This window comes from Pseudomonas sp. M20, assembly GCF_045037865.1.
Lineage (GTDB): Bacteria > Pseudomonadota > Gammaproteobacteria > Pseudomonadales > Pseudomonadaceae > Aquipseudomonas.
Genome location: NZ_CP173611.1, coordinates 6,471,314 through 6,487,902 on the forward strand (window position 1 = coordinate 6,471,314; position 16,589 = coordinate 6,487,902).

The following is a 16,589-nucleotide window of genomic DNA, read 5'->3' on the forward strand; positions in this document are numbered from 1 at the left end:
GGGATCTCGTCAATACGTTAATGAACGCACTATAAGCGGTGGCGCAAAAGATCGCAGCCTTCGGCAGCTCCTACACGCGGACACGCATTGCACCTGTAGGAGTTGCCGAAGGCTGCGATCTTTTAACGATTTCAATCACGCCGCGCATGGTAAAGGCTGACATGCCGAAACTCTTCCGGCTCAGCCAGATCCGGCAACGTCATCGCCTCAAGCATCTCGATGCGCTCATACAACGGATGGCGAAAATCCCGAACCCGCGAATCCGCCACCAGCGCCTCACGGCCACGACTTAAAAACGCATCGAGCAACGGCAGATTCGCCCGGTCATACAACACATCCGCCACCAGAATCAGATCAAAGCGATCCGCCTCGGCAAAGAAATCCGTCGAATAACTCATCTGCACATCATTCAGCTCGGCATTCGCCCGACACGCGGCAATCGCCAGCGGATCGAGATCGCACGCCACCACTTCCAGCGCGCCGGCCTTCACCGCCGCGATCCCGGCAATCCCGGAACCCGCGCCGAAATCCAGCACGCGCTTGCCACGCACCCATTCGGGAAACTCCGCCAGATAGCGCGCCACCGCCAGACCGCTGGCCCAGCAGAAACCCCAGTACGGTGGCTCGTGCAGAATTCGCTGAATTTCTTCCTGACTGAATTGGCGATCCATGTTGTCGCCATCGATCAGCCATAGCTGTAAATCAACGTCTGGCAACGCACAGACCTTGAGTCTGGCGTCGCCGAGCAATTCACCTAACGCCTGTTGCAGGTCGAGCGGTGCAGTCATGGTGCTTTGACAAATTGCAGCTGGCCCAGCGCCTGAGTGGTCGGCTGGGTGATGGTTTGCGACGGCAGGTGCAGGATCAACTGGCCGGACTGGCTGGCGCGGCCACGCAATTCAACCCGCGCACCGGCGGGAAATGCGTCCGGGTTGAAACGCAGGCGGAACGGCAGGATCTGGTTATTGCCGATCAGGCTGGAACTGGCGAGCAACTGTTGCGGGCGATCCTTTTCATCTATCACCAGCAGCGCCAGTTCGACTTCGGCGCCGGCAGGCACGCCTTGCAGGGTGCCGCTCAGTTCGCGCTGATAGGCCGGCAGCGGGCCAAGCTCGGCGGCTTCCTTGGCTTTTTTCTGCGCTTGCTGCGGCGCCGGGCCAGGCGTTGGCGGCTGGGGCTTGGGTGCATCGCTGCCACAGGCCACCAGCAGGCTGAAAAGACTGAGCAAAACGAGCGGACGTAACGGCATTGGATGCTCCGGCAAAATGAAATCCATGGATCAAACGATCATGCCGTTCTGTATACCGCAAAGCCTATGGCTTGTCTTGCCACCGGGATGCGCTACCATGGCCCTCCCTTTTTTTGTTGCCAGCCACCATGCACTGTCCCTTCTGCGGTGCCAACGACACCAAGGTCATCGACTCGCGTCTGGTCGCCGAGGGCGAACAGGTGCGCCGCCGGCGTGAATGCCTGGCCTGCGGCGAGCGTTTCACGACGTTCGAGACGGCCGAACTGGTGTTGCCGCGCCTGATCAAAACCGACGGCAGCCGCCAACCGTTCGACGAAGAAAAACTCCGCGCCGGCATGCAACGCGCGCTGGAGAAACGTCCGGTGAGCGTCGAGCGCCTCGAATCCTCTCTGGTTCACATCAAGCACAAGCTGCGCGCCACCGGCGAACGCGAGGTCAAATCCCTTGTGGTCGGCGAACTGGTCATGGCCGAGCTGCAAAAGCTTGATGAAGTCGCCTACATCCGTTTCGCTTCGGTATACAAGCGCTTCCAGGATCTCAACGAATTCCGCGAAGAAATCGACCGCCTCGCTCGCGAACCGGTGAAAGAATGACCACCGTCGCCGAGCAGGCCATCCTCGACGCTCACTTCATGGCGCGTGCGCTGGAACTGGCGCGCAAAGGCCACTACACCACCCACCCCAATCCACGGGTTGGCTGTGTGGTGGTACGTGACGGGCAGATTGTCGGCGAAGGCTGGCATGAACGCGCCGGCGAACCGCACGCTGAAGTCCATGCCCTGCGCGCCGCCGGTGAGCTGGCCCGTGGGGCCACCTCTTACGTGACTTTAGAACCGTGCAGCCACCACGGGCGTACGCCGCCGTGCGCCGATGCGCTGGTGAATGCCGGTGTCGCCCGAGTCGTAGCGGCGATGCGCGATCCGAATCCGCAAGTCGCCGGTCGTGGTTTGCAGCGTCTGGCCGATGCCGGTATCGCCACTGAAAGTGGTGTGCTCGAAGCTGAAGCGCGCAAGCTCAACCAAGGTTTTCTAAAACGCATGGAACACGGCTTGCCGTTCGTGCGGGTCAAATTGGCCATGAGCCTCGATGGTCGCACGGCGATGGAAAATGGCGAGAGCCAATGGATCACCGGCCCGGCCGCACGTTCGGCCGTCCAGCGTTTGCGCGCCCAGGCCGCCGTGGTCCTGACCGGCGCCGACACCGTGCTGGCCGATGGAGCGCGTTTGACTGTGCGGGCCGATGAGTTGGGTCTGGATGCCGAACAAACCGCATTGGCCATGAGCCGTCCGCCACTGCGCGTGTTGATCGACGGCCGCCTGCGGGTGCCGCTGGATGCGCCGTTCTTCAAGGCAGGCCCAGCGTTGGTCGCCACCTGCGTCGCGATCGAAGAGCAATACGCTCACGGCCCCGAGTGCCTGATCGTGCCGGGTGACGATGGTCAGGTCGATCTGCATCAATTACTCATCGAACTGGCCAACCGTGGCACCAACGAAGTGCTGGTCGAGGCCGGCCCACGCTTGGCCGGCGCCTTTGCTCAGCTCGGTCTGGTCGACGAATTCGTGATCTTCATCGCCGGCAAGTTTCTCGGTTCCACGGCGCGTCCATTGCTGGACTGGCCGCTGGCCCATATGAAGGATGCGCCGGAGCTGAAAATCACTGAAATTCGTGCGGTCGGCGATGACTGGCGAGTCACTGCCATCCCTGTCCGTTCGGCGAGCGTATAATTCCCGGCCATCGCGTTAGCGCTGGCCCAGTTCTCAAGGAGAACCCCATGTTTACCGGCATCATCGAATCCATCGGCAGTATCCGCGCATTGACCCCAAAGGGCGGTGATGTGCGGGTCCACGTCGCCACCGGCAAGCTCGACCTGAGCGACGTCAAACTCGGCGACAGCATCGCGGTCAACGGCGTCTGCCTCACCGCTGTTGAGCTGCCGGGCGACGGCTTTGCCGCCGACGTCAGCCGTGAAACCCTCGACTGCACCGCCATGAACGACCTGAAAAGCGGCAGCCCGGTCAATCTGGAAAAAGCCCTGACCCCGACCACCCGTCTCGGCGGGCACCTGGTCAGCGGCCACGTCGACGGTGTCGGCGAAATCGTCTCGCGCAGCGACAATGCCCGCGCCGTGGAATTTCGCATTCGCGCGCCGAAGGAACTGGCCAAGTACATCGCCCATAAAGGCTCGATCACCGTCGACGGCACCAGCCTGACCGTGAACGAAGTCGATGGCGCCGAATTCATGCTGACGATCATTCCGCACACCCTGAGCGAAACCATCATGGCGTCCTACAAGCCAGGTCGCCGGGTGAATCTGGAAGTCGATTTGCTGGCGCGTTATCTGGAGCGTCTCCTGCTCGGTGACAAGGCGGCAGAGCCGAGCGCTGGCGGCATTACTGAAAGCTTTCTGGCCGCCAATGGCTATCTCAAATCCTGACTGAAGGGGGTGCCTTGTGGCGCTCAATAGCATCGAAGAACTGGTTGAAGACATCCGCCAAGGCAAGATGGTCATCCTCATGGATGACGAAGACCGCGAGAACGAAGGCGACCTGATCATGGCCGCCGAATGCTGCCAGGCCGAGCACATCAACTTCATGGCCAAGCACGCCCGTGGCCTGATCTGCATGCCGATGAGCCGCGAGCGCTGCGAACTGTTGAAGCTGCCGCTGATGGCGCCGCGCAACGGTTCCGGCTTCGGCACCAAGTTCACCGTCTCGATCGAAGCGGCCGAAGGCGTAACAACCGGTATCTCCGCCGCCGACCGTGCGCGCACTGTGCAAGCGGCTGCCGCCAAAGACGCCAAGGCTGAAGACATCGTCAGCCCGGGCCACATCTTTCCGTTGATGGCTCAGGCCGGCGGCACCCTCGCTCGCGCCGGTCACACCGAAGCCGCTTGCGACCTCGCGCGCATGGCCGGTTTCGAGCCGAGCGGGGTGATCTGCGAAGTGATGAACGACGACGGCACCATGTCCCGTCGCGCTGAGCTGGAAGCGTTCGCCGCTGAGCACAACATCAAGATCGGCACCATTGCCGACCTGATTCACTACCGGATGATCCACGAACGTACCGTTCAGCGGATTGCCGAGCAGCCGCTGGACAGCGAACTGGGCCAATTCAACCTGGTGACCTATCGTGATTCCGTGGAAGGCGACGTGCACATGGCGCTGACCCTGGGCACTGTTTGCGCCGAAGAGCCAACGCTGGTTCGCGTGCACAATATGGATCCGCTGCGTGACTTGCTGATGGTCAAACAACCCGGCCGCTGGAGCCTGCGCGCCGCCATGGCGGCAGTTGCCGAGGCGGGCAGCGGTGTGGTGCTGTTGCTCGGTCACCCGCTCGATGGCGACGTGTTGCTGGCGCACATCCGTGAAACCGGTGATCAGGCCGCGCCGAAAAAACCGACGACTTACAGCATCGTCGGTGCCGGTTCGCAGATCCTGCGTGACCTCGGTGTACGCAAAATGCGCTTGATGTCTGCACCAATGAAATTTAATGCGATATCCGGTTTCGATCTGGAAGTTGTAGAATACGTGCCCTCCGAATAATGACCGGTTGTTTCCGGACCCGAATTCGCGGCAAATAAATCACTGAGGGACGCGTAGCAGACGCGTCCCGGCTCTTTAAGAGAACTGACGAATGACCCTGAAGACCATCGAAGGTACCTTCATCGCCCCTAAAGGCCGCTACGCTTTGGTAGTGGGCCGCTTCAACAGCTTCGTGGTTGAAAGCCTGGTCAGCGGTGCAGTTGATGCCCTGGTTCGCCACGGCGTGAGCGAAAGCGACATCACCATCATCCGCGCACCTGGCGCCTTCGAAATCCCGCTGGTTGCGCAGAAAGTCGCCCAGAAAGGCGAGTTCGCTGCAATCATTGCACTGGGCGCGGTCATTCGTGGCGGTACTCCGCACTTCGAATACGTGGCAGGCGAGTGCACCAAGGGCCTGGCCCAGGTCTCCATGGAGTTCGGCGTGCCGGTCGCTTTCGGCGTCCTGACCGTTGATTCCATCGAGCAAGCCATCGAACGTTCCGGCACCAAGGCCGGTAACAAAGGTGCCGAAGCTGCCCTGTCCGCACTGGAAATGGTCAGCCTGCTGGCACAGTTGGAGGCCAAGTGATTAGCGACGAAAGCGATCGTTTCAACCCGCGCGAACCGCGTCCAACTGACGCCGGCAAGCCTTCGAAAAGTGAAAAGCGCCGCGCTGCCCGTCAGTTGGCGACGCAAGCGTTGTACCAGCGCCACATGGCCAGTACTTCGCTGAACGAAATCGAAGCGCAGTTCCGCGTCGATAACGATTTCACCTTCGCCGATGCCAGCTACTTCCACGACATCCTGCACGGTGTTCCGGCCAGTCTGACCGAGATCGACACTGCGTTGGCGCCGTGCCTGGACCTGACCATCGAAGAGCTGGACCCGGTTGAACTGTGCGTACTGCGCCTGTCGACCTGGGAACTGCTCAAACGTGTCGACGTGCCGTACCGCGTTGTGATCAACGAAGGGATCGAACTGGCGAAAGTCTACGGTTCCACCGACGGTCACAAGTTCGTCAACGGCGTGCTCGACAAGCTGGCCCCGCGCCTGCGTGAAGCTGAAGTGAAGGCGTTCAAGCGCTAAATCGCGCTTGAAACCTCAATGGGCGAATTCGAGCTGATCCGCAATTTCTTCGCCGCCGCGCCCTGTGCGCAGGGCGGCGAAGGCGTTGCTCTGGGGATCGGCGACGATTGCGCCTTGCTTGCTGTTCCCCCCGGGGAACAGTTGGCGATCTCTACCGATACGCTGGTGGCCGGTGTGCATTTCGCCGACCCCTGCGATCCGTTTCTGCTCGGTCAGCGCTCGCTGGCCGTCGCGGTCAGCGATCTGGCCGCCATGGGCGCCACGCCCGTTGCCTTTACCCTTGCCCTGACTGTACCGACGGTGACTGCCGATTGGCTGCAAGCCTATGCCCACGGTTTGAACCGTATGGCGCAGAGTTGCGGCGTCGCGCTGGTCGGCGGCGATACCACGCGCGGGCCGTTGAGTCTGACGGTGACTGTGTTTGGTCGAGTGCCGGCGGGTCAGGCGCTGACCCGCAGCGGTGCGCAACCGGGCGATTTGCTCTGTGTCGGCGGTGAGCTGGGCAATGCCGCCGGCGCTCTGCCGCTGGTGTTGCGTCAGCGTGACGCCGAATCTCATATCGCCCAACCGCTGCTCGATCATTACTGGTCGCCACAACCGCAACTCGCCCTCGGCCAGGCCCTGCGTGGCAAAGCCACGTCGGCGCTGGACATCTCCGACGGCCTGCTCGCCGACTGTGGCCACATCGCACTGGCATCGAAGGTGCGACTTGAGATTGAACGCGAGCGCGTACCGCTGTCGGATGCTTTAGTGGCGTTTCTCGGTCAGCGTGGCGCCGAGCGTGCAGCGCTGAGCGGTGGCGATGATTACGTGCTGGCGTTCACCCTGCCGTCCGTCGAGTTGCCGGTGCTGCTGGCCAATGGCTGGCCGATTCACGTGATCGGTCGTGTTTCAGAAGGTCAGGGCGTGGTCCTGCTGGACCGCGAAGGGCACGACATCACCCCGCAAATCCGCGGTTATCAACATTTTCAGGAGACACCGTGACAGATCACCCGAAACAGGTTCCGGCCGAATTCGTTCCGCCGTCGGTCTGGCGCAATCCCTGGCATTTCCTCGCGTTCGGTTTTGGTTCCGGCACCCTGCCGAAAGCCCCGGGCACGTGGGGTTCGTTAGTTGCGCTACCCTTTATTCCGTTGTGGCAGATGCTGCCCGACTGGGGGTACTGGCTGATGCTCGGGATCACCATGCTGTTCGGCTTCTGGCTGTGCGGCAAGGTCGCCGACGATCTACGGGTACACGACCACGAAGGCATCGTCTGGGACGAAATGGTCGGGATGTGGATCACCCTGTGGCTGGTACCGGAAGGCTGGTACTGGTTGCTCGCGGGTTTTCTGGTGTTCCGCTTCTTCGACATTCTCAAGCCATGGCCGATTCGCTGGATCGACCGGCATGTGCATGGCGGCGTCGGGATCATGCTCGATGACGTGCTGGCCGGTGTGTTTGCCTGGCTGGCGATGCAGGGTCTGGTGTGGGTTTTCGCCTGATTCCAAGGGATATCGGGGTCAAGTGAGGGGACGAGGGATGGCTCGACGCTGGTTGGCGTTAGTGGTTTTGGCTTTGCTGAGTACCGTGGCCGGTGCGCAGGAAGTTGCGCCGACGCCGGCGGTCATCCATCTGGCCAGCGAAGACTGGGAAGACTACACCGCCGCCGATGGCCATGGCCTCGGTTGGGACGTGTTGCGCAAAGTGTTCGAACCGGCCGGGGTCAAGCTGGATATCCGCAGCGTGCCTTACACCCGTTCGGTCGGGCTGGTGCAGTTGAAGGAGGTTGACGCGCTGGTTGGCTCCTACCGCGACGAAGCCGATCAGGTGCTGTATCCGCACTGGAATTTCGATTCCGACCATATTTATGCGCTGGGTCTGGCAAGCAATCCGGTGCCGACCCTGGCGACGCTGGGCAAATATCGTCTGGCCTGGGTGCGCGGTTATCGTTACGAAAACTACCTGCCGAATATCAAGCGTTACAACCCGATCCAACGGCGTACCGGTATTTTGTCGATGCTCAAGCAGGGGCGGGCGGATTACTACATCGATGCGCTGACCGAGATTGAAGCGGTGGTGAAAACCGCAGCCGATCCAGCGCAGTATCGCCATTCACACTTGGCCGAGCTGCCGCTGTTTCTCGGCTTTGCCGACACTCCACAGGCGCGAGCGCTGATGGCGCTGTATGACCAGCGTATGGAGCAACTGATGAAGAGCGGCGAGTTGAAGCCAATCTTCGAGAAGTGGAAGCAGCCCTATCCCTTCACTACGGGCGCGACGAATCCCCTGTAGGAGCTGCGGCACGCTGCGATCTTTTGATCTTGATTCAAAAACCAGATCAAAAGATCGCAGCCTCGTTTCACTCGACAGCTCCTACAGGGATCCATGTCGACCGGGTTGTTATCAAACTTTTTGATCGTTATGCCCGATAATTCAGCCTAAGCGTGTGCAGGAACCTGCTGTTACAATGCCGGCCTGCGAATTTTCAGACTCTTTAGATCAGGAGCACACCGGTGCCTGTCGTCTTTGTCGCCGCTTCCAAGCTGCCAACACCTTTTGCGCAATTCACCATGCACGGTTTTCTCGATGAAGCCACCGGCCGCGAGCACGTCGTACTGAGCCTGGGTGAGATTGCCGACGGTGCCCCGGTACTCGGCCGGTTGCACTCCGAATGCCTGACGGGCGATGCCTTGTTCAGCCAGCGCTGCGACTGCGGTTCGCAACTGGAAGGCGCGCTTAAAGCCATCGCCCGCGAAGGCCGAGGCGTGCTGCTGTACCTGCGTCAGGAAGGTCGCGGTATTGGTCTGCTGAACAAGATCCGTGCTTACGAACTGCAGGACGGCGGCGCCGACACCGTTGAAGCCAACGAGCGTCTGGGCTTTGCTGCTGACCAGCGCGACTACGCCATGTGCCTGCCGATGCTGGAGCACCTGGGCGTGAAATCCCTGCGCCTGATGACCAACAACCCGCGCAAGGTCAAAGCCTTGACCGACATGGGCATTACCGTTGCCGAGCGCGTGCCGCTGCACACCGGCCACAACCCGCACAACAAACTCTACCTGGCAACCAAGGCCAGCAAGCTCGACCACATGATGGGCAATGAGCATCAGGGCGAGGTTGATCGCGCGTGACTCGCGGTCAGGTGCGGCGCCGATTGTCGGTCGATTGGTGGAAATACCTCGCGCTGGCGCTGGTGCCGTTGTTCGTGCTCAACGCGCTGTTTGGTCAGGGCGAAGGGATTCTGCCAGTACTGGCGATGCCGTTTTTCATTGCCGGCGTCGCGTCGATGTTTGTCAGTCTGAAGTTTTTCGGGCGCTATAAACATGCGCTGATCGCCACGCAAAAAGCCCTCGATACCCCGGATGAACCGGCCGCGTGGATTGCCCTCGCAGCCCGTCGTCGTGCGGCTTTTCTCGCGGCAGCCTTGCCGGCGTGGATCGGCGCACTGGCAGTGTTCGTCGGTCTTGAAGCCGTTCCGTTGATGCTGCTGGCGTTGTCCACGGCGGTACTGTTTTATCTCTACCGTATCCCGCGTCAACTCGGCTGATGCGCCGTCTGTGGCTGGCGGTTCTGCTGCTGGCCGTCTCGACTCCGGTGCTGGCGAGCCTGCGGGTGGTCAGCCTCGCGCCGTCTCTTTCTGAAATCGTCGTTGAACTGGATTCGGCTGATCTGTTGGTCGGTGTGCTCGATGCCGGTGAGCGGCCGGCTGAAATTGCCAGCGTCCCCTCTGTCGGCCGCTATGGCCAACTCGACATGGAACAGCTACTGAGCCTCAAGCCTGATTTGTTGTTGCTGTGGCCCGGCAGCGTCGGCCCGGCGCAGCGTGATCAGTTGAAGCGTCTGGGCATCCCGACCTTCGTCGCCGAACCGCATTCCTTCGAGCAGCTCACTACCCAGATTGAAGCCATTGCTGCGCAGTTGGGACGACCTGAACGTGGGGTGAAACGGGCGGCGGCGTTGCGTAAACAACTCGCAGAACTGCGCCAGCGCTATCGCCGGGACGTGCCGTTGCGGGTGTTTTATCAGGTCTGGGACAAGCCGCTGTACACCGTCGGTGGCGGGCAAGTCATCAGCGATGCGCTGGAAGTGTGCGGGGCGCGGAATGTGTTCAGTGATCTGGCCTTACCTGCGCCACAAGTCAGCATCGAAGCGGTATTGCAGAGAGATCCGGAAGTGATTCTGACGAGTGATCAGGCGCAGTTGAATGCGTGGAAAACCTGGCCACAGGTGGCGGCGGTGAAGCGAGGTAATCTGTTGCTGATCACCGACAAAGGCCTTGAACGCCCAAGCGGCCAAATGATCAGCGCTACCGCCAAACTCTGCCAATTGATCGCGCCTGACAGGTAACCCTGTAGGAGCTGCCGAAGGCTGCGATCTTTTGATTTTGCTGTTTGACTGAGTCGGAATCGCCGAAGATCAAGATCAAAAGATCGCAGCCTTCGGCAGCTCCTACAGTGGATTTCAGTGGATTTCGGGAGTCCAGGTCACCCCAAACATCCACACCCGACCTTCCTCGCGATAACCATACTGCCTGCCGTCATAGCTGTAATTCGCCCGGCTGTAGCCCTTGTCGAAAACGTTATCGATTTTCAGATCCAGCTTGATCTCGCGGTTCAACGCCCAACTGCTGCGCAAGCCGAACAGCGCATAACCACCCAGCGCCTGCGTATTGTCCTTGTCGTCATAACTGCTGCTGACCGCCTGCCAACTGGCACCGAGGCTGACTTGATCCAACTGGCGATCCAGATCCCAACTCAACGTCCGCCGTGCGCGACGCGCCAAAGTGTGCCCGCTATCACGATCACGCGGATCGATGATCGAAACGCCGAGGTTGCTCTGCCAACCGAACAGTTCCTGCTTCAGCGCTGCTTCAAAGCCGTTGATTCGCGCCGAAGCGACGTTCTCCGGGCGTGAATTGCTGCCGAAGATGATCGCGTCTTCCAGGTCGGTACGGTAAATCGACGCTTCCAGGCGACTGCTGTCGGTCAACTGACTGCGCCATTGCAGCTCGTAGCTTTTCGAGGTTTCCGGTTTCAGATCCGGGTTGCTGAAGTCCGGGTAGTACAGGTCGTTGAAGGTCGGCGCGCGGAAACCTTCGCTGTAACTCAACAGCAAGTCGTTGTCCGGATTCAGCGGCAGAGTGAACGTGCCGCTCCAGGTGTTCTGGCTGCCGAATTGCTGGTTGTCGTCGTGGCGCAAGCCCAGTTCGGTGGAGAAGCTGTCGGCCTGATAACGGTGCTGGATGAATGCTGCGCGGTTCCAGCGGCTGTCCTCGTCAAACGCGGTGCTGCTGTTGACCCGGTCTTCGTACCAGTCGCCGCCGAGGATCAGGCTGTTGCGCGCGTCCAGTGTCAGGTCGTTCTGCCAATTCACCGAATCGCGGTACGTGTTGAACACCGTGCGTTCGTCGCTGAGCTTGTCGAGGGTCTTTTCGCGGTTTTCGGTGTGGCCGAACTCGACGCGGGTTTTCCAGATCTCGTTGACCCGCGCATCGATGTAACTGCTGACGCTGCTGACGTTGAAATCGCTGTAGGGCTGCTGCTGGTAGGACTGATCCGTCGCGAAGTCGTATCTACCGAACGGGTTGTCAAACTCGCCCTTGCCACGGTTATCCAGCAGATTGGCGCCGATTTCGATGTCATCGGTCAGCGCATGGCTGAGGCTCAGGCTGACGGATTTGTTGCGATAGGCATCGTGATCGCCATCGCTCGGGTACGACTCATGAGTACGGTCAATCCCCGCGGTTTCATCCAGACTGGCGCCGAGGTTGAAGCGGGTTTTCTCATCGCCACCGGACAAGCCGAGGCTGCGTTCCCAAGTCTGGTTGCTGCCGAAACCGACGTGCATCCGTGGCTGCAAGCCTTGCTCAGTGCCGCGTCGAGTGAAAATCTGAATCACCCCGCCAATCGCATCGCTGCCGTAAATCACCGAACGCGAACCGCGCAGCACTTCCACCCGTTCGATCTGCTCTATGTTCAGGTGCTGCAGGTTGCTGTCACCAGAGGTCGAACTGCCGATACGCTGGCCATCGACCAGCACCAGACTCTGCGCCGACTGCGTGCCGCGAATGTAGATTCCCGGCAGACTGCCGCGCCCGCCGGCCTGCGCCACTTGCACGCCCGGCACGCGACGCAGCAAGTCCGGCACGTCGCTCGGTTGCAGGCGGTCGATGTCTTCGCGGGTGAACACCGTGTTGGCGGCGCTGCTGTCGTTGCGGGCTTCGACCTGACGGTTGGCTGAGATCAGCATGTCCGGCAGTTTCAGTGCCTGGTTACGCTCGAAGCTGTCGGCGAGGGCGTTGGCGGTTGGCAGCAGAAAGAAGGGCAGGGCGAGGCGCGAGAGTTTCATGGACGTTCCACTGGTGTTTCAGGTGTACTCAAATCAAATGTGGGAGCGAGCCTGCTCGCGAATGCGGTGTATCAGTCAGCCCTGATTTGACTGACAGTCCGCATTCGCGAGCAGGCTCGCTCCCACAAGAGTATTGCGTTTACTTGTCGAGTAAGGCCAGACGCTGACGAATCGACGCTTCGATCCCGGCCTCATCCAGCCCGCACTCGGCCAGCATCTGCGCAGGCTTGGCGTGCTCAACGTAGATATCCGGCAAGCCCAGATGCAGCATCGACTTGAGAATGTTCTCGCGCGCGAGGAACTCGCTGACCGCGCCACCAGCGCCGCCCATGATCGCGTTCTCTTCGATGGTCACCAGCAATTCGTGGCTGTCGGCAGTCTCGCGCACCAGCTCTTCGTCGAGCGGTTTGACGAAACGCATGTCGACCACGGTGGCATCCAGCTTCTCGGCAACTTTCAGCGCTTCGGTTAGTTGCACACCAAATACCAGCAGGGCGACTTTGCTGCCCTGGCGACGGACGATGCCCTTGCCGATTTCGATCGGCTCGAGGTCTTTCTCAATGGTCGCATTCGGACCGCTGCCGCGCGGATAACGCACTGCCGCCGGGCCGTTGTACAGGTGGCCGGTAGTGAGCATCTTGCGCAGTTCGTTTTCATCGCTCGGGGTCATGATGACCATGCCCGGGATGCAGCGCAGGTACGACAGATCGAAGCTGCCAGCGTGGGTCGGGCCGTCTTCGCCGACTAAACCTGCACGGTCGATGGCGAACAGCACATCGAGATTTTGCACCGCCACGTCATGCACCAGTTGGTCATAACCGCGCTGCAAGAATGTCGAGTAGATCGCCACGACCGGTTTCGCGCCTTCGCAGGCCATGCCGGCCGCAAACGTCACCGCATGTTGCTCGGCAATCGCCACGTCGAAATAGCGCAGCGGGAAGCGTTCGCTGAACGCCACCAGGTCCGAGCCTTCCTTCATCGCCGGGGTAATCCCGACCAGACGTGGATCAGCCGCCGCCATGTCGCACAGCCACTCGCCGAACACCGCCGAGTATTTCGGCCCGCTGGCCTGCTTTGGCGCGGCGGCCGGAGCGTCCAGCGGTTCGAGTTTGGTGATGGCGTGGTAACCGATCGGGTCGACTTCCGCCGGGGCGAAGCCTTTGCCTTTCTTGGTGACGATGTGCAGGAACTGCGGGCCTTTCAGATCACGCATGTTACGTAGCGTGGCGATCAGCGTTGGCAAGTCGTGGCCGTCGATCGGGCCGATGTAGTTCCAGCCCAGCTCTTCGAACAGCGTGCCGGGAACCAGCATGCCTTTGGCGTATTCTTCGGTGCGACGAGCGATTTCCCAGGCGCCGGGCAGGCGCGACAGGACTTTCTTGCTGCCCTCTCGCATGCTTGCGTAGGTGCGGCTGGAAAGGATTTTCGCCAGATAATTCGACAGACCGCCGACGTTGCGCGAGATCGACATGTCGTTGTCGTTGAGGATCACCAGCATGTTGGCGTTGACTTCCGGCGCATGGTTCAGCGCCTCGAAAGCCATGCCGGCGGTCAACGCACCGTCGCCGATCACTGCGATTGCCTTGCGATCACTGTTCTGCAGGCGGGCGGCAATCGCCATACCCAGCGCAGCGCTGATCGAGGTGCTGGAGTGGCCGACGCCAAAGGTGTCGTACTCGCTCTCGGCGCGACGCGGGAAGGCAGCAATGCCGTCCTTCTGGCGTAGCGATTCCATGCGCTCACGGCGACCGGTAAGGATCTTGTGCGGATACGCCTGATGACCCACGTCCCACACCAACCGGTCATCCGGCGTGTCGAAGACGTAATGCAACGCAATGGTCAGCTCGATCACGCCCAGGCCGGCACCGAAATGCCCACCGGTCTGACCGACCGTGTAGAGCAATTCCAGGCGCAACTCATCGGCCAGGGTTTCCAGCTCGGCTTCGCCTAACCGGCGCAGGCCGTCCGGCGTGTTCGCGCGGTCGAGCAGGGGCGTGGTCGGGCGCTTGCGGGGAATCTCATGAAACGTCGTGGGCATCAGGCGAATCGTTATAGGTATAGAAGATGCGGCAGTTTACCTGATGCATCGCCCCCTGCCCACGCGTTGGTCTTTTTTGGCGGATACGCCGTCAGTTGCGCCGCTCGACGATATACCGGGCCAGTTCGCGCAATGGCTCGGCGGCCGCGTCAAACGGTCGCAGGGCGTGCAGGGCCTGATCGCGCAGTTCCAGGGCGTAGGCCTTGGCGGCGTCGAGACCGAGCAGCGCCGGGTAGGTCGGCTTGTCCCGAGCGATATCGGCGCCCTGGCGTTTGCCGAGGGTTTCGGTATCGCTTTCGACGTCGAGGATGTCGTCCTGTACCTGAAAGGCCAGGCCGATGGCCTGTGCATAAGTCTGCAGGGCTTTGAGTTCATCCGGCTCGGCACGACCACTGGCCAGGGCGCCGAGTTTGACGCTGACTTCGATCAGCGCGCCGGTCTTGTGCCGATGCATCTGTTCGAGGGCTTTCTGATCGAGTTTGAGGCCGACCGAACCGAGGTCGATGGCTTGACCGCCGACCATGCCTGCCGGACCAGCGGCGTTAGCCAGTGCGGTGACCATTTGCAGGCGGATGTCACTGCTGCAATCGCTCAGGCGCGGGTCGAGCAGGGCGCTGAACGCCAGACTCTGCAAACCGTCGCCGGCCAGAATCGCGCAGGCTTCATCGAATTTCTTGTGGGTGGTCGGCTGGCCGCGACGCAGATCGTCGTCGTCCATCGCCGGCAAATCGTCGTGCACCAGCGAATAAGCGTGGATCAGCTCAACCGCGCAGGCTGCGCCGTTGGCCTGTTCAGCCCTGCCACCGAGCGCTTCGCACGCGGCGTAGGCCAGCAGCGGGCGCACGCGTTTGCCGCCGTTCATCACGCTGTAGCGCATGGCTTCGTAAAGCCGCGCCAACTCTGGCAGCGGCGCATTGAAAAGGGTTTCCAGCGCTGCGTTGACCCGGGTCTGGCTGGTCGCCGTATACGCCGCAATCATTCTGGCTGTTCCGCGTCGAAGGGTTCCTCGGCGAGTTCGCCATCGCGCTCCAGCAGCACTTGCACCTTCTGCTCGGCCTGCGCCAGCGCTGCCTGGCAATCTCGGGTCAGACCGATGCCCTGCTCGAAAGCGGTCAGCGAGTCTTCCAGCGACAATTCACCGTTCTCCAGACGCTCGACCAATGTTTGCAGGTCGGCGAGGGACTGTTCGAAATCCAGTGCAGCTTTTTTGCGGGCCATGGCGGCGATTTCCGGTTGACGTTAAACCGGCGCGACACTAGCAGATAGGGGGGGTATGGGCAAATGAGCGGGGTGCGACCGGCCCTTTTTCCTGAGGCGATTCTGGAAAGCTGAAACCTATTCGGCTCATTTTGTGAGCCGAATAATCTCTCTATTCGGCTCACGCCCCTTAAAAAGCAGGTTTCCTACAGCAACAGCACATGTATCTGATTGTTAAAAAACCGCCGAATCGCTAATCTTCGCGCCTTCTACGACCCCATAGTCACGGGTCTTTCAGACGAAACGCAGTTTCACCGCTGTGAAGTACCGAGGATCGGGTGCAAGGTTTCGTTCAGGCATGGCAGGAGGCATCACATGCGTTCATTTCTTTGGCTGTTGATCGGGTTGTCCTGCGCGCCCGCGTTGCTGGCTGCGCCGAGTGCCGAGTTGTCGGAGCCGGTCGGCGGCTGGCGCTATCAGGGCTTGCTCGACCGCACGGAAAACCCGCAAGTCGCCTACCCGACGCCGCCGATCGATCGCGGCATCCAGCGCAATCGCACGATGATCCAGGGCCAGCTCAAGGCCATCGGCCATATGCGCCCGCCGCACAGTCTCGCCGTAAATGGCAATCCACTGAATCTGTACACCGACGACCAGGGCCGTTTCGCCCGGCCGTACGCGTTCGGCGCCGGCTCCAACAGTGTCGAGGTGATCAGCGCCGAGGGCCAGTCGCTCAAGCGCGTGCAATTTTATGAAGCAAACAATTTGCGCACGCCGGCGCGTATTCGTCTTGTCTTGGGATGGGACGATCCGAAAGCCGAGCTCGATCTGCACATTGTCACGCCCGACGGTCAGCATGCGTTCTGGGCGCAGCCGGCACTGAGCAATGGCGGTGGTCTGGACCCTGATGGCGTCGATGGCCCGGGCCCGGAAATGTTCACCATGACCGCGCCGTTGCACGGCACCTATCTGGTTTACGTCAACTATTGGGGCAACTTCGGCAACGGCGGCTATAACTTCGAGGAGACCAGCAACCAGAACGAGGTGATCACCTCGCAAATCACGCTGGTGCTCAACGAAAACACCGTCGACGAAAAACGCGAAACGTTCATCGTGCCCCTGCGGGCGATCGGTGATCTGCTGCTGGTCAAGACTTTCAACTATTAAGC

At 60.9% G+C, this 16,589-nt stretch carries 19 protein-coding genes; 13 read left to right on the top strand and 6 right to left on the bottom strand.

The genetic code is table 11. The annotated features are described in order from the left end of the window. Positions 1-131: 131 nt before the first annotated feature. Both ACI514_RS28855 and ACI514_RS28860 read right to left on the bottom strand, forming a co-directional pair. Positions 132-788 (bottom strand): class I SAM-dependent methyltransferase, encoded by a 657-nt coding sequence (locus tag ACI514_RS28855; protein ID WP_405122789.1) that lies wholly within the window; start codon positions 786-788, stop codon positions 132-134. Further along, complete coding sequence (locus ACI514_RS28860) at positions 785-1,249, bottom strand: YbaY family lipoprotein (protein WP_026000529.1); 465 nt, start codon at positions 1,247-1,249, stop codon at positions 785-787. The genes ACI514_RS28855 and ACI514_RS28860 overlap by 4 nt, the downstream gene beginning before the upstream one ends. 128 nt (positions 1,250-1,377) lie before the next feature. Here ACI514_RS28860 and nrdR point away from each other — a divergent pair, with 128 nt between their 5' ends. The 12 genes from nrdR (at position 1,378) to ACI514_RS28920 (ending at position 10,184) form a co-directional block, all read left to right on the top strand. After that, positions 1,378-1,842, top strand: coding sequence for a transcriptional regulator NrdR (gene nrdR, locus ACI514_RS28865; RefSeq protein WP_007910946.1), 465 nt, complete (start codon positions 1,378-1,380; stop codon positions 1,840-1,842). Then, on the top strand, positions 1,839-2,972 hold the full coding sequence (gene ribD / locus ACI514_RS28870; RefSeq protein WP_405122790.1) for a bifunctional diaminohydroxyphosphoribosylaminopyrimidine deaminase/5-amino-6-(5-phosphoribosylamino)uracil reductase RibD: 1,134 nt from the start codon (positions 1,839-1,841) through the stop codon (positions 2,970-2,972). The genes nrdR and ribD overlap by 4 nt, the downstream gene beginning before the upstream one ends. A 47-nt stretch (positions 2,973-3,019) precedes the next feature. Beyond that, entirely contained in the window at positions 3,020-3,682 is a 663-nt protein-coding gene (locus ACI514_RS28875; RefSeq protein WP_150694725.1) for a riboflavin synthase, read from the top strand. A 16-nt stretch (positions 3,683-3,698) separates the two neighbouring features. Beyond that, positions 3,699-4,790, top strand: coding sequence for a bifunctional 3,4-dihydroxy-2-butanone-4-phosphate synthase/GTP cyclohydrolase II (ribBA, locus tag ACI514_RS28880; RefSeq protein ID WP_034153727.1), 1,092 nt, complete (start codon positions 3,699-3,701; stop codon positions 4,788-4,790). A 91-nt stretch (positions 4,791-4,881) separates the two neighbouring features. Continuing rightward, on the top strand, positions 4,882-5,358 hold the full coding sequence (ribE, locus tag ACI514_RS28885; RefSeq protein WP_003228649.1) for a 6,7-dimethyl-8-ribityllumazine synthase: 477 nt from the start codon (positions 4,882-4,884) through the stop codon (positions 5,356-5,358). Beyond that, on the top strand, positions 5,355-5,855 hold the full coding sequence (gene nusB / locus ACI514_RS28890; protein ID WP_034153728.1) for a transcription antitermination factor NusB: 501 nt from the start codon (positions 5,355-5,357) through the stop codon (positions 5,853-5,855). The genes ribE and nusB overlap by 4 nt, the downstream gene beginning before the upstream one ends. Before the next feature lie 18 nt (positions 5,856-5,873). Next, positions 5,874-6,839: a thiamine-phosphate kinase gene (gene thiL, locus ACI514_RS28895; protein ID WP_405122791.1), complete on the top strand. Its 966-nt coding sequence runs from the start codon at positions 5,874-5,876 to the stop codon at positions 6,837-6,839. Next, positions 6,836-7,339 (top strand): phosphatidylglycerophosphatase A, encoded by a 504-nt coding sequence (locus tag ACI514_RS28900; protein ID WP_011336134.1) that lies wholly within the window; start codon positions 6,836-6,838, stop codon positions 7,337-7,339. Before thiL ends, ACI514_RS28900 begins: the two co-directional genes overlap by 4 nt. A gap of 37 nt (positions 7,340-7,376) precedes the next feature. After that, positions 7,377-8,129, top strand: coding sequence for an ABC transporter substrate-binding protein (locus tag ACI514_RS28905; RefSeq protein ID WP_160059593.1), 753 nt, complete (start codon positions 7,377-7,379; stop codon positions 8,127-8,129). 221 nt (positions 8,130-8,350) lie between these two features. Next, positions 8,351-8,968 carry a GTP cyclohydrolase II gene (gene ribA, locus ACI514_RS28910; protein ID WP_016984117.1) on the top strand — a complete coding sequence of 206 codons (618 nt, stop codon included), beginning with the start codon at positions 8,351-8,353 and terminating at the stop codon, positions 8,966-8,968. Continuing rightward, positions 8,965-9,384, top strand: a complete 420-nt coding sequence (locus ACI514_RS28915) for an MFS transporter (RefSeq protein WP_122661425.1) — start codon at positions 8,965-8,967, stop codon at positions 9,382-9,384. The genes ribA and ACI514_RS28915 overlap by 4 nt, the downstream gene beginning before the upstream one ends. After that, entirely contained in the window at positions 9,384-10,184 is an 801-nt protein-coding gene (locus tag ACI514_RS28920; RefSeq protein ID WP_160059591.1) for a cobalamin-binding protein, read from the top strand. Before ACI514_RS28915 ends, ACI514_RS28920 begins: the two co-directional genes overlap by 1 nt. A 114-nt stretch (positions 10,185-10,298) precedes the next feature. Here the strand turns inward: ACI514_RS28920 and ACI514_RS28925 are convergent, their stop codons facing one another. The 4 genes from ACI514_RS28925 to ACI514_RS28940 all read right to left on the bottom strand — a co-directional run bounded on the left by ACI514_RS28925 (position 10,299) and on the right by ACI514_RS28940 (position 15,441). Continuing rightward, positions 10,299-12,185 (bottom strand): TonB-dependent receptor domain-containing protein, encoded by a 1,887-nt coding sequence (locus tag ACI514_RS28925; protein WP_405122792.1) that lies wholly within the window; start codon positions 12,183-12,185, stop codon positions 10,299-10,301. 139 nt (positions 12,186-12,324) lie between these two features. Further along, positions 12,325-14,223, bottom strand: coding sequence for a 1-deoxy-D-xylulose-5-phosphate synthase (gene dxs / locus ACI514_RS28930; protein WP_160059589.1), 1,899 nt, complete (start codon positions 14,221-14,223; stop codon positions 12,325-12,327). A gap of 91 nt (positions 14,224-14,314) precedes the next feature. Then, positions 14,315-15,202, bottom strand: coding sequence for a (2E,6E)-farnesyl diphosphate synthase (gene ispA / locus ACI514_RS28935; RefSeq protein ID WP_160059588.1), 888 nt, complete (start codon positions 15,200-15,202; stop codon positions 14,315-14,317). Beyond that, positions 15,199-15,441 (bottom strand): exodeoxyribonuclease VII small subunit, encoded by a 243-nt coding sequence (locus tag ACI514_RS28940; RefSeq protein WP_003228627.1) that lies wholly within the window; start codon positions 15,439-15,441, stop codon positions 15,199-15,201. Before ACI514_RS28940 ends, ispA begins: the two co-directional genes overlap by 4 nt. A 354-nt stretch (positions 15,442-15,795) precedes the next feature. On the opposite strand from ACI514_RS28940, the gene ACI514_RS28945 reads away from it, so the two are divergent. After that, positions 15,796-16,587, top strand: a complete 792-nt coding sequence (locus tag ACI514_RS28945; RefSeq protein ID WP_405122793.1) for a YfaP family protein — start codon at positions 15,796-15,798, stop codon at positions 16,585-16,587. The last annotated feature ends 2 nt before the right edge of the window (positions 16,588-16,589 follow it).